Raw genomic sequence first — 12961 nt, 5'->3', positions numbered from 1 at the left:
ATCCCGGCACCCGCATTTTCCACTTCGTTATGTGCTAAAAGCCAGAATTCTAGCCGATTTGAGGTAAAATAGAACCCCAGTACGCTAAGACGCAATCACCCGAAGAAATCGGATAACCACCTTGTTTTTATGTACTAACTTCACTGGAAAGGTCTGGTAGCGGAGGAGGGACTTGAACCCCCGACACGCGGATTATGATTCCGCTTCTTTGCATTGATATCATTGTAGAATTTCTCAAAACACACCAAAAACGCTCCTATATAATTCAATAGGTTATGTGCTTTTTCCCAACTGCATTTCATGTCTTCCTGCCACGCTTTCCCATACTCTCGATCGCTATATCGAAGACATGCAGCGCGTGCTGCGTTTGATATGAGAGAGACAGAGATGACTAAGAAACCGCATCAGGACACCCAGCTTGCGCAGTACGTGGAACGCCGCGTTCTGGAATTGAAGCCAAGGAAGACGCAGGCCGAAATTGCCATGCAGGCTGGTTACAGAAATCAGAATATGATCACGATGGTAAAGCAGGGCTCCTCCAAGGCGGCGCTCGACCGTGTCCCGGCCCTGGCCCGTGCCTTGGAGTGTGACCCGGCCTTCCTGATGCGCCTCGCCCTCGAGCAGGCGATCGGGCAGACGGCAGCGGCGGCCGTGACCGAGATCTTCGGCGAGCCGATAACCGCGAACGAGCGGGGCTGGATCGAGGCGATCCGGGAGGCCTCCGACAACAGCGACCCTCGGCTCACCAGCCGGTCGCAGGCAGCGATCAACGCGATCTTCAGGAGGTGAATGGGATGCTGAAAATGAAAGATCTCACCGAGAACGAGCGCGCCTGGCTTGTGTTATTCCGGATGATCAGCTTGGACCTTGACCCGGCACCGACGTTGCGGCGTGTACAACTCCTGCGCCGCATCTGCGAGCCAAGGCGGGCGTAGGAAGACAAACCTTGATATTCCCGGCGAGGAATGGCCGAAGTGCGGCACCTCGCCGGATCCCGCGACACAGATTGCCCCTGCGAGTATTCAGTCGCTTCTTGTAGAGCGCTTCAATTATCACCCATATTGCTCAGGATGCTTTCAGCATTAATAATCGATTGTGCAATTTCTGTTGTTGTCGTCCGCTTGGCCATAGCCTGTTTGCGGATCAGATCGTAAGCTTCGCGCTCTGTAATTCCGCGATGGCGCATCAGGATGAATTTTGCATCATTTACCTTTTGCACATTCTCCAGCTTTTCCCGTAGTTTGTTGAGGTCCTTGGAGAATCTTTCTTGCTCCGACTGAAATCGTCGCGCCATCAACATACTGCTTAGCACGCCAGCTGCTCTCACAGGCTTTGTCAGCACGGCATGTGCGCCGATTTCCAGAATGATATCCAATACTGAAGGGTTCTCGTATCCGATGATCGTAATGATGGTTACTGGCTTTTCTTTTTTGTCGAGAAAGTTCTTCAGCTCGCTTGCGGACTGGTCAGTAACATCGACGAAGACCATGTCGAACTTGTCTGGCAAGGCACGTGGTACTGGCCACATGTGATCAAAGCTGCACCCGATCCGATTGACCTGCTGTAGAAGTTCGTCGGCACTCCTGTCGCGTGGATGGACGAGGAGAACATTCTGATCTCGCAAGTCACGGATCAGATCATGCATGGTGACCGCCACCTGCGGAAACTTTCTGGGTGCGGAAGCTCCAGTCATGGATCGCTGGGTAGACTAGATACGGGTCTGGTTTGATTGCCCTGCGGACCTTCAAATCAATCACAAACTCACCGTCTTCGTTTACCATAGCGATACGCGATTGAAGATATGTGTGATTGTTGTCAGGGTCGATCTTGATCTGCCCCTGTGGCGCGTCGAACGCTTCGCCGAGCAAGGCCTCGCGCAAACAATCCGTGTCCATTTCTCCAGTCTCCTCCAAGACTGCCGCAAAGAGATGCACCTGACTATATGCAGCTTCGCAGCAGCTTGTGACATCAATAGTCGAACCAAATTTCTGTTCATAGGCCTTAAGAAACCGCCGATTGGCTGGAGAGTTGATTGATCGGAAATAGGGGGCTGCAGTTATGTGTCCTACTGAAGCCTCTGCTCCGATTGCGTTAATCTCTCCTTCGTTTGTCGTAAGGCTGGCAATCGGACAGACTCGACCGTCACCCCCGGCCGCGTGATAGGCGCGATAAAACTCGATGCATGATTGGCCAACGATTGTAGAAAAGATAGCGTCAGGCCGTACGTCCATGATTTCCTTTATAACGTCTGTAAAGCCCTCGGCGCAGGTATGGAGGTCAAAGTAGCGTTCGCCAACCACTTCACCTCCCCCTTGCCGAAGGACGTTCCGCATTACGCGATTGGATTCATGAGGATAGATGTAGTTGGAGCCAACGAAGAATATTCGCTGGCCAAACGCGCTCATCAAATAGTTGGCGAGCGGCACGCTATTCTGGTTAGGGCAGGCACCTCCGTAGATGACGTTCGGAGAATATTCAAAGCCCTCATAAAGGGTCGGATAGAAGAAAAGTGCATTGCGCCGCTCAACCACGGGCAAAACTTCTTTGCGTGAAGATGACATGTAGCAGCCAAAGATGACACTTACTTTATCTTCCACGATCAAGCGCTCTGCCAATTCACCGTAACGAGGAACGATGGAGCCAGGATCGTAGCTGACCGCCTCCAGCGGAAGTCCGCGAATTCCACCCTTTGCGTTGATCTGATCAATGGCCAATAACGCGCCATTCAGTTGCGACTGCTCGATTATCGAGGTCACACCTGATGTCGAAAAGAGCAGTCCGATCTTCCAGCTTTCGTTTCTTGTCACGAACAGGCACCTTTATTCAGGAGTATTGAAACTGAACCGTTCCATCTTTTCGGTCCGCATGAATTTGGATCACATGCTGGTCCGGTCCAGCAGATGTTGGGGATGGCCCGTTCAGTAGAAAGCCGGCCAAGGGAAACTCGAGATGCCGCCGCATCGCCCGTCTTAAACCCCGCGCGCCAAACTGCTTATCATATCCTTCAGATGAAAGAAAATCCCTCAGGGTTGCGGTGATGTCCAGTGAAAGGTCGTGTTTGCGAAGGCGCCGATTGAGACGCGACAACTCGACGTCTACGAGTGCAGGGACCTTATCGCGGGATATCCAATTAAACGTATCGACATGGTCGATCCGATTGACCAACTCGGGCGGAAATCGCTCAAGAAGGCATTTCATGACAATGTCGTGGGCATGGGCCCGACGGCTTTTGCGGGGTGAGACGAACCGATGCCATAGGCGGCTACGTTGCTCATCAAGATCCATCAATTCGCGCGCGCCAAGGTTGGAGGACATGAAGACCAACGCATTGCGGAAAGAGTAGGTTTTTTCTCCTGAAGCAACAGTCAGCAAGCCATTGTCAAACACATTCATGAGCGCCAGCACAACCTCGTTGCTGGCCTTTTCCAACTCGTCAAAAAGCACAAGCCCCGGAAGGTTGCGCGTGCCTTCGATCTTCTCTTGGTCAAGGATCGTCGTGCCTTCTTTGGAACCGACATATCCGGGAGGCGCACCCGTAAGAGCGGCCGCATAGTGCTCTTGGGAGAGTGTATTCATGTCAATGCGGCAGAAAGCGTCTGCATCACCATAGAGCGCACGTGCAAGCGTTCGCACCGTTTCAGTTTTGCCGACCCCCGTTGGACCGCAGAACAAAACCGTAGCCAGAGGCTTGCGTGGGTCGCCGATATCAGCCCGAACGACTTTGAGGATGTCGAGCAATTCGTTGATACTTTCATCCTGCCCGATAATAGCCGCACGTAATTCATCTTCGACCATCCGGAGGTCGAACGTAAAACGAGACTGCAAACCTGTCTCCGGCTGCTTTGTCGTATTCGCCACAGTCATGCGCGCATTTTCGTCAGCCAAGGCTGAGGCCAGCTTTTCCTGGCGCGCTGTGTCATGCAGTCTATCAGTCAGAAAAGGCATCTCTAATCCATGACCCTCGAGAAAACTTGGAACGGCGCAATCAGCGCCGTTCCGATGGATAATTTACAGCGGGATCAATCCGCTTCTTTCTCTTTTGCGCCGGTCGGCAAGCCGCCGACGGGGCAGCAGGCCACCCCAACTGTCGAGCGAGTAAAGGACTCGACATGCTCGCGTGTCTTTTCGGCGTCGTTCACCCAGTTGCGATAAAACTCGAACGGGCATTCGGCCACGCCTTTGTCACCATCGCCAGATGCATGGATGCCGGTATAGCCCCGGTGCAGCAGCTTGAAGAGGTGGTTCTGGGATTGATCATTGGCACGTGCATCGCGGATCTCAGGGATCGAAAGCTGTGCGTATTGAATACCCATATCCTCTTCGCCGCATTCTCCGAGGGTGCGACCGTCGAAGCCGATAATGGCAGAGTGTCCGAAATATGAGTAGACACCGTCAAAACCGGCGGCATTCGCGACAGCAACGTAGCTATTGTTTGCCCATGCCATCGCTTTTGCCATGATTACCTGCTGCTCTTTGGCCGGATACATGTAGCCTTGGCAGCGCACGATGAGTTCGGCCCCTTTCATTGCGCAATCGCGCCAGATTTCGGGGTAGTTGCCATCGTCACAGATGATCAGGCTGACCTTGAGACCTTTGGGGCCCTCACAGACATAGGTTTGATCGCCTGGATACCAGCCTTCGATCGGGTTCCAAGGCAGAACCTTGCGGTACTTCTGCACGATCTCACCCTTGTTATTCATAAGGATGAGAGTGTTGTAAGGGGTCTTCTTGGGATGCTCTTCGTGCCGTTCGCCAGTGATTGAGAAAACACCCCAAGTATTCGCCTTGCGGCACGCGGCTGCGAAGATTTCGGTTTCTTCACCAGGGATAGTCGCTGCGGTCTCCATCATCTCGTCGGGATCATACATGATCCCCTGAGTGCTGTATTCCGGGAAGATGACGAGATCCATCCCGGGAAGCCCTTTCTTCATACCGACGATCATGTCGGCAATGTTCTTTGCATTGTCGAGGACCTCGGCTTTGGTATGCATCCGGGGCATTTTGTAATTGACGACTGCAACACCAACTGTGTTGTCGCTGCTTGAGATGTCACCATGTCTCATGTTGTGTCCTTTCCTTGAGGTGCTTCGTTGCTAATCTCCTGGCCTTCAGAAGGTCAGGTGCTTCTCCACGACGGAGTCGGTGAGATCTGTGCTGTGCCCGCCAAGAACCACACGGCCCTTGTCAAGCACCATGAAACGGTCGGAGGCGCGCCGCGCGAAAGGCACGTTCTGTTCAACGAGAATGATGCCGAGGCCGCGCTCCTTGTTCAGCCGAATGATGGCCTCCTCGATTTGCTTGACGATATTCGGCTGGATGCCTTCGGTCGGCTCATCGAGGATGAGGATCTTGGGGTCCATCGCTAGTGCGCGGGCAATTGCCAGTTGTTGTTGCTGGCCGCCGGAGAGATCCCCACCTTTTCGGTCAATGAACTCGTCCAGGATTGGGAACATTTCGAAGAGATAACCCGGGATTTCACGCTTCCCGTCAGTCCGTGCAAACGTGCCCATAAGAATATTCTCATGAACTGTGAAGTTGGGAATGATCTCGCGACCCTGTGGAATGTAGGCCAAGCCAAGTTGTGCGCGCTGCGAGGTGCTTAGGCTCAGTAAGTCCTGCTCGCCGAACACCAGCCCGCCATCACATCGATCGGTCAAACCCATGAGTGATTTGAGTAAAGTGGTCTTGCCTACCCCGTTGCGCCCAAGAATTGCGAGAAACTCGCCGGGCTCTAGGTCAAAGTCGACGCCCTGTATCACTGGGCTCTTGCCATAAAAGGAATAAAGGTCCTTTGCGCGCATGGTTTCCATGATCAATGCCCCAGATATGCTGTTTTGACGTCTTCGTTGGTTTCGATTTCCTCAATCGTTCCCTCGGCCAACATCGAGCCGCGGTTCATGACGACGATGCGATCCGCGACGGTTCGGACAAAGGACATGTCATGCTCGACGACGATCAGCGTGTGACTCTTGCTGAGAGACCGGAATATATCGGCTGTGCGCTCGGTTTCCTGAGTGGTCATCCCGGCAGTGGGCTCATCCATCAGGATAAGGCGGCTGTCCTGGGCGATGAGCATGGCGATCTCGAGCCATTGTGTTTCTCCGTGAGACAGGTTGCCGGCCAGTTCATTGGCCTTGGCCTCCAGTCCAATGCGCTCGAGTATCGGCGACACGGCTCGCCCGTCTGAAAGGGCGAAACGCGTTAGTGCATGCAGTATGCCGGGGCGACGCGCACGCGCGACCGAGAGGTTCTCAGCGACCGTCAATTCCTTATAAACTGAGGGCACCTGGAACTTACGCCCAATACCCAAGCGTGCGCGTCGAAATTCCAATAATTGTGAGATCTCGACGCCTTCGAAACGGATGGAACCTCCGGTCGGCTGGGTCTTGCCACAGATAAGGTCAAGTGTTGTCGACTTACCTGCGCCATTAGGACCAAGCAGACAGAGAATCTCGCCTTCGGCTACGTTGAAACTGAGACCATCAACAGCGCGCAGCCCGCCGAAATCGACATGCAGGTCATTCACCTGGAGTTGGGACATGCTCAATTCTCCTGTCCGGTTTTGACGGGTTGGGGCTGCAAGTTTGACTTGTTCAGAACTTTTTCGTTCTTGCGGGGGCGATTGCGGATGAAACGCCATGCATCTTCAACGAGGCCGTGAAGCCCGCGCGGCATGAACATCACCACAAGAACGAAGATGATTCCGAGCATTAGATTCCACCCCTCGACAAAGACGTCGGAGAGGCGTCCCTCGAGGAGGTTCACCAGGATTGCGCCGATTGCAGCAGCAAGTACGGAGTTTCGTCCGCCAACGGCGCACCAGATCACAATGGCAAGGCTGAAAGAAACGCTCATATACGTCGGCGAGGCGAACTCCAGCACCAAGGTGTAGAGCATGCCCGCCCAGCCGGCCAGACCGGCTGAGATGCAAAAGATAACAGTTTGGTAATTTGCTACATTGTAGCCAAAGAAGCGAGTGCGCTCAGCATCTTCCCGGATCGCGCGAAGTATCAGGCCGAATTTGCTGTGGGAAAGATATAGCCCGAGAGTGATCGCCACCATTAGGCAGCCAGCAACCAGGTAATAGAACCCAACGCCGTAGGTGTCGACGCTCCAGCCTGGCAAGGTCAGGGGCGCAAGGCCCGTAAGGCCATTCTGCCCACCAGTTATACCCTGTTGTTCGATCACAACCAACTGGAAGGCCACAAGAAAGGCCAACGTAATGATCGCGACAAAAACGCCGGCAATTCGCGCGCGGAACATGAAAGTAGCGATCAGTCCGCCCACGAACGCCGGCGCCAGTAGCCCGGCCAACAGGGTGAAGCCGAGTGAGTGAAAGGGAACCCAAATCAGGGGAAGTTCTGGGACATTATTCCAACCCATGAAATCGGGGAGGGCATCCCCGCTCGCTTTGAGCTTGAGATGCATTGCCATCGCGTAAGAGCCCATCCCGAAGGTGGCTGCCTGGCCCAGATTGAGCAACCCGGCACTCCCCCATGACAACGCCAGTGCGAGCGAAACGATGCCGAGAGCCAGATAACGAGCAAAGGTGTTGAGTTCGAACCCATCGAAGCCCATGAGAATTGGCACTCCAAGAACGATCACCAGTGCGAATATCACCAGAGCGAGAAGGTCATAGAATAGTCGGGTCGTCATATCGCTCTCCTCAGCGGCGTGTGTTTGAAGGGAAGAGACCGCGCGGGCGGAACCGGATAAGCACGATTATGCCAGCCAGGACGGCAATTCGGCCCAAGGTGTCGTTAAGCAACATCGAGAAGAGAGCGGTTGCTTCGCCGATCAGCACTGATGCAGTGGCGGCGCCTAGAAGACTGCCCAAACCGCCTACGATCACGACGAGGAAAGCGTCGACCACAAGGCCAGTTCCCATCGTGGGTATTGTACTGAAGAGGGGGGTAATCAGCGCTCCGGCTATTCCAGCCAAGCCTGCACCATAAGCAAAGGTAATCGAATAAACGTGCTTTGCCTCAATGCCGTAGCACTCGGATATCTGCCGGTTCTGGATGACTGCGCGCAGCTTCATTCCGAATTCTGTGCGCGTCATGAGCGCCCACGAAGCCGCAAGTACTGCAAGTGAAAAGATGATCACGAATATTCGGTAGTTCGACATGATAAGCCCGCCAATCTCAATGTTGCCACTGAGAATTTCCGGACCTTTCACGAACCGCGATTCTGCCCCAACGGATAGCCGAACCAACTGCTGCAGAATGATACCGATGCCCCATGTGGCCAGAATTGTGTCCAGTGGTCGGTGGTAAAGACGCTGAACGATAACCTTCTCAATTACCCATCCAACTGCACCAACGGTGAGGAATACGAATGGCAAGGCCACGAGAATGCTTAGACCTGCGTGAGTCTGTAATGCCCACGTCGTGTATGCACCGAGCATCACGAACTCACCGTGCGCCAAGTTTATGACACCCATGGCACCATAAATGATAGCTAAGCCGAGGGCGATCATCAGCAGGATCGAGGCCATGCTGAGTCCGGCGAAAATCTGGTTCAATATGACGTCCATAGATACGCCCCTCCTGTTCGCCCGGCTCCCAAGAGAGCCGGGCCGTCCGCTGTTGTCGTTTGTGAGTCGGAGTTTTCGAGCGTCAGCCCTGGACCAAGCCCTGGCCGGTGCAGCTCTGTCCCTCGTAGGCTGCATAGGGCAGGGGGGCGACACGGCTCTGCGACTGCAGAAGTACCTCCGCTTGACCATTCGCCTGCCACTGACCGATTTTGGGCCAGAGATGCGTATGCAGGTTTTCGTCGATCAAGACTTCGCCCTGTGGTGCGGTGAGGGTCAGGCCAACGGCAGCGTCGCGGATTGTTTCGGGAGTGATATTTGCCGGATCCAGCTTCTCCAAAGCGGCTTTGAACTGATACACTTGGAAGTACGCCGCTTCGCTGACGAAGTGTGTTACCTGGTCGCCGCCGTAGCGGGACTTGTAGGATTCGACGAAACGCTCGTTTTCCGGCGTTTGGGTGCCCATGAAATAGGGAGCGGATGAGAAGTGCCCGGCCGCGGCTTCGCCGCCAATAGCCTTAACTTCGACCTCTGAGCGTGTAAGGCTGACAACAGGCATCTTGGCGGGATCAAGCTCTGCTGCATGATACTGGCGTGCGAATGCTACGTCGGAGTCCCCAACCACTGTTGCAAAGATTACGTCCGGCTCTTCGGCACGGATGCGATTGATGACCGAGCTGAAATCGGAATGACCCAAGGGCACATACTCTTCGTGCACGACTTCGCCGCCGTGTTTTTCCAGCAAGGTCTTGCAGTAGTTGTTCTCCTCTTTCGGATAAACATAGTTGTTGCCGATCATGTAGAAGCGAGGCCCGAAGTTTTCGATGGCCCACGGAATCAACTCATCCTGCTGCTGGTTCGGCACAGCACCGCCATACATTACGTTACGAGAGCACTCGCGACCCTCGTAGAGCGTTGGATACCAGTAGAGGTTCTTGCGCTGCTCTGTGACCGGTAACACGGCCTGGCGGCTGGCTGACGTGTAGGAGCCGAATACGCTCACGCACTTATCACGGATCATCAGGCGACGGGCTCGGTCGGCATAGGTCGCAGGATCAGAAGCGGGATCTTCAATGATCGGGCGCAACTGACGACCATGCACGCCGCCTGCCGCATTGATCTCTTCGATCGCCATCAAAGCTGCGTCATGCAGTGTGCTCTCGACCACGGCCACGGCACCGGTCAGTGAAAACAGCAAGCCCACCGGGATGTCGGTGCCTTGCGCAGCGGCGCGGCTAACCGTCGAAAGCAAAGCCGGAGCCGACAGCGCGCTGGCTGTCCCCACGGCACCGACTCCTCCCAGGAAATCACGACGTTTCATTCTTACTTCTCCTCTGTTGGGTACGAGCAGCCGTTTCATGCGGCAACGAAAAAAGGCCCTCCAACGCGGTTCGGAAACCGCAGTTGAAGAGCCTCTTTGCTCATTTGTTTTTTAGACTCGCATTTGAGCCTGAAATAATCGTTATCCAGAAGCGAGTCTTTTGCAAGATTATTTTTAATATAAAATTGAGCGACTTAGGTTGAGCATTCACTCAGGTTTTGGGCCTGATGTGGAATCGGTCAGGGCTTTTGGAGAGCAACGCTGTGCTATGAGAGGATAGGTGAGAGGCTTGGCATGACGTCGCCTGAAGAGACCCATGATAAGATGGCTATCGGACAATCAATGTGCCCGTAGGTAGAGGAATGGCTGGACTGCCAACCTTCGCCGGACGCCGTCAGAAGGTTTGAATCTAGGCTGCACAAGGTTTACCTGACTAAAAGAGGTGGAAACTTTCGATGCGCTGAAACCGGCCGATATAGTCCGGAATTCGTATAAAAGGTTTACCCTAAGTTTACACTAAGTTGACGGATTTGACCCCGAAAACCAAAAATCCGGAATTCATGTAAACCTTCCAGATTCGATGGGCCAATAAAACAAGGTGCATGTTCCGCCAGAGAACGTGCAAAGGCTTGCAGAATCGCGCGCTGGCTGAGCTTGCGTCAGTCACAGTATCAGCATCGTCAGAATCTGCGGATCGCATCCACGGAGCGCCCCAGAGCGCCTAGCGGTAAGCTTTTACAGTGGTGCTTCGTCGAGCGTGCTGAGACGCTGCGACATGGCAACCTGGAGAGGTACCTTGTCTGCAAGGATGTTGGACGGGTCGGATCGGAGGGAGACGGCGAGTTTTGTCCAAGATCCGGGATCATGTATGGGAGCGCGGTGACACAGGCGTGCCCCATTTTCTAGGCCCAATTAACTGTCTTGGCCCTCCTGATGTGGTCCGACCCCAAAGTTGGACCGCCTGTTCACAACCCACATTCACTCTCATCGAGCCCCCCAACGGGTTGCCACAAATACTGTAAACTCAATTATTGAATTGGCGAATGGCAGAATGATGAATATGCGAACGACGTGAAATGCCGTCACAATTGCCAATCCGTCCTCGAGTATCTTCGCCGTCAGGGCCATTTCAGTCACGCTCCCAGGAGCCGTTGCCAACAGCATGACCTGCCATGTTTGATCGGTGACCCAAGTCAGCACGAGGCCCATGGCAATACACAAGGCAATGAGAAAAAGAGAGGCTGCTAGAGCACCCGGAATGAATCCGCGCGCACGGCGCAAAAGATCACGATCAAAAACGGCTCCCAGCCAGACACCGAGGAACACTTGCGCCAAAACCAACAATGGATATGGATACGCGGTGATCGGCAGGCTCAGCGCAGCGGCGAACGCCGCCCCGCCCAGTGAGCCTACAAAGAATGGATTGGCAAGACGCACCACTCGTGCGGCCAGAGCACCGATGACCCCTGTCGCAGCCAACAGCAAAGCGCCCGAAACGGTCCAGTCCATACGGCTGAGGGCCGCAACCGGATCTTTGACCGTGCCGTCGATCGCGACGATTGCAGGCGGGATCAAGACGACCAACAACAAGATTCTAAGCGTTTGTGCGAAGACGACCGGCCCGGGAAGCACGTTGTGCTTGACCGCCAGATTTGCACTTTCCACAGGCCCCATCGGAATGGAGGCCAAAACCGCCGTGATGACATCGACCCGGGTCAGGCGCATCAGAAATGCGGCAACCACGAAACCAAGACCAATTGTTAAAACCGCGGCGCCAACCATTGGGATTAAAAGCGAGACCATGGCACCAACTGCCTCGGGCGTGAAGGAAAGCCCAACCGATGTTGCGACAAGAACCTGCCCGATCTGCCGTGTTTGCCCGGGCACCCGAAGAGGCAGTTCTGCCATTCGGACGGTCGAGGAGAACACCAGGGCCCCGATCATCCATGGCAGGGGAAACTGCATCCAGTGGGCAACAAGTCCAAACGCGAGAGCCCCAGAATAGATGAGCAGCAGATGAACGAGGCGGGTGAGTGAAGTGTCACGTTTCATTTTGATGATCGTTCGAATGGACCGCGCGTATATCATGCGTTCTCGGGCCTGAGATTGGCCTGTCGAGACCGGAAACGCGCTCAGTCATCTGGCCGCAACAATTCCCATGCGTTCTGCACAGTCGTGTAGTCGCGATATCCCATCCGTGCTATGGGCCTTGCTCCAACCGTGTCGAAGCGCCCATCCTTGACGAACTCATCGCGAATGTGGGTTCTTACGACCTCTCCGATGACCATATAGCGATCAATCAGTTTCCCGGTGCGGTCTTCAAGCTGCATGGTATGGATCGTGACACATTCAAAGGCGGCAGGGCTTGCCGCAACGAACGGGGTGCGGATGTTTACCGGCTGGCCCTTGTCCAACCCCGCAACGTCAAACTCGCTGACGCCGTAGGGCAGGGTCGCAGCGGATTTGTTCATGGCCTGCGCAAGCTCTTCGGTGGCCAGCGAAAAGGTGAACTCTCCCCTGTCACGGGCATTCACATAGCTATGCTTGGCCCCATCGCTCGCAAAGAAAACCTGATCGGGATAGGCACCCAACCCGTTGAAAAACGAATAAGGCGCAAGATTGGGGGTGCCTTGATCATCCAGAGTTCCAATCCACCCAATCGGACGGGGTGTCACGATCGCTTTGAAAGGGTTGAAATCGAGACAATCAGGTCTGGTGTCGCCGTAGTTCATCTAGTGCCCTTTGCACGCGTAGTTTCAAGATTGCGACCGGAACAGTGTCAGCTCCAACTCGAACAGGGCTTTATGTCGGATGATCTGACCCGGTAGGCCACGCCATCTCGTCCCGGATCGGCCATTCCGTCGATTTTGCCAGAGGTCAGGCCAATCGCATGCACCCAGCCAATCGTATGGCTGTAAGGATTGCGGATCACCGGACGACCCTCCGCCTCGAGTGATCTGGTCACCGCGCGCGGAATACGGTTCGAGACATCAATGGCATTGCTGGTGGAGGAAAAGCGCGGGGCGATGACCGCCTCGGCAACTGACATGCCGAAATCTACGGTGTTCAAGATAGTCTGAAGTACCCCCATAACGATTTGCGTGCCT

Annotated in this window: 13 protein-coding genes; 1 reads left to right on the top strand and 12 read right to left on the bottom strand. The window is 54.6% G+C overall.

Annotated elements, in window-relative coordinates:
* Positions 1 to 387 precede the first annotated feature (387 nt).
* On the top strand, positions 388 to 789 hold the full coding sequence (locus tag RID11_RS00185; RefSeq protein WP_350134687.1) for an XRE family transcriptional regulator: 402 nt from the start codon (positions 388 to 390) through the stop codon (positions 787 to 789).
* A gap of 256 nt (positions 790 to 1045) precedes the next feature.
* On the opposite strand, the gene RID11_RS00180 is transcribed toward RID11_RS00185, so the two are convergent.
* The 12 genes from RID11_RS00180 to RID11_RS00125 form a co-directional block, all read right to left on the bottom strand.
* A complete protein-coding gene (locus RID11_RS00180) occupies positions 1046 to 1645 on the bottom strand; it encodes an ANTAR domain-containing response regulator (protein WP_350134684.1) in 600 nt (199 codons plus the stop codon).
* On the bottom strand, positions 1638 to 2807 hold the full coding sequence (locus tag RID11_RS00175) for a transporter substrate-binding domain-containing protein (protein ID WP_350134681.1): 1170 nt from the start codon (positions 2805 to 2807) through the stop codon (positions 1638 to 1640). Before RID11_RS00175 ends, RID11_RS00180 begins: the two co-directional genes overlap by 8 nt.
* A gap of 16 nt (positions 2808 to 2823) precedes the next feature.
* Complete coding sequence (locus RID11_RS00170; RefSeq protein ID WP_350134678.1) at positions 2824 to 3885, bottom strand: AAA family ATPase; 1062 nt, start codon at positions 3883 to 3885, stop codon at positions 2824 to 2826.
* A gap of 134 nt (positions 3886 to 4019) precedes the next feature.
* Complete coding sequence (locus RID11_RS00165) at positions 4020 to 5063, bottom strand: aliphatic amidase (RefSeq protein WP_350134675.1); 1044 nt, start codon at positions 5061 to 5063, stop codon at positions 4020 to 4022.
* Between the two features lie 45 nt (positions 5064 to 5108).
* The gene (urtE, locus tag RID11_RS00160) at positions 5109 to 5810 is read right to left on the bottom strand and encodes an urea ABC transporter ATP-binding subunit UrtE (RefSeq protein ID WP_350134672.1); all 702 of its coding nucleotides are present in this window, start codon (positions 5808 to 5810) and stop codon (positions 5109 to 5111) included.
* A 2-nt stretch (positions 5811 to 5812) separates the two neighbouring features.
* Complete coding sequence (urtD, locus tag RID11_RS00155; RefSeq protein ID WP_350134669.1) at positions 5813 to 6541, bottom strand: urea ABC transporter ATP-binding protein UrtD; 729 nt, start codon at positions 6539 to 6541, stop codon at positions 5813 to 5815.
* 2 nt (positions 6542 to 6543) lie between these two features.
* A complete protein-coding gene (urtC, locus tag RID11_RS00150) occupies positions 6544 to 7656 on the bottom strand; it encodes an urea ABC transporter permease subunit UrtC (protein WP_350134666.1) in 1113 nt (370 codons plus the stop codon).
* A 10-nt stretch (positions 7657 to 7666) separates the two neighbouring features.
* Entirely contained in the window at positions 7667 to 8536 is an 870-nt protein-coding gene (gene urtB / locus RID11_RS00145) for an urea ABC transporter permease subunit UrtB (RefSeq protein ID WP_350134663.1), read from the bottom strand.
* A gap of 82 nt (positions 8537 to 8618) precedes the next feature.
* Positions 8619 to 9854, bottom strand: coding sequence for a transporter substrate-binding domain-containing protein (locus RID11_RS00140; protein ID WP_350134660.1), 1236 nt, complete (start codon positions 9852 to 9854; stop codon positions 8619 to 8621).
* Between the two features lie 984 nt (positions 9855 to 10838).
* Positions 10839 to 11906 carry an AbrB family transcriptional regulator gene (locus RID11_RS00135; RefSeq protein ID WP_350134657.1) on the bottom strand — a complete coding sequence of 356 codons (1068 nt, stop codon included), beginning with the start codon at positions 11904 to 11906 and terminating at the stop codon, positions 10839 to 10841.
* 80 nt (positions 11907 to 11986) lie between these two features.
* Positions 11987 to 12586 (bottom strand): flavin reductase family protein, encoded by a 600-nt coding sequence (locus RID11_RS00130; protein ID WP_350134654.1) that lies wholly within the window; start codon positions 12584 to 12586, stop codon positions 11987 to 11989.
* A 47-nt stretch (positions 12587 to 12633) separates the two neighbouring features.
* Positions 12634 to 12961: gamma-glutamyltransferase (locus RID11_RS00125; RefSeq protein WP_350134651.1), on the bottom strand; the 328-nt coding region annotated here is incomplete at its 5' end.

The organism is Roseovarius sp. (assembly GCF_040219995.1).
Lineage (GTDB): Bacteria > Pseudomonadota > Alphaproteobacteria > Rhodobacterales > Rhodobacteraceae > Roseovarius.
The sequence above is the reverse complement of the archived record's forward strand: the minus strand, read 5'-3'. Positions and strand labels throughout refer to the sequence as shown.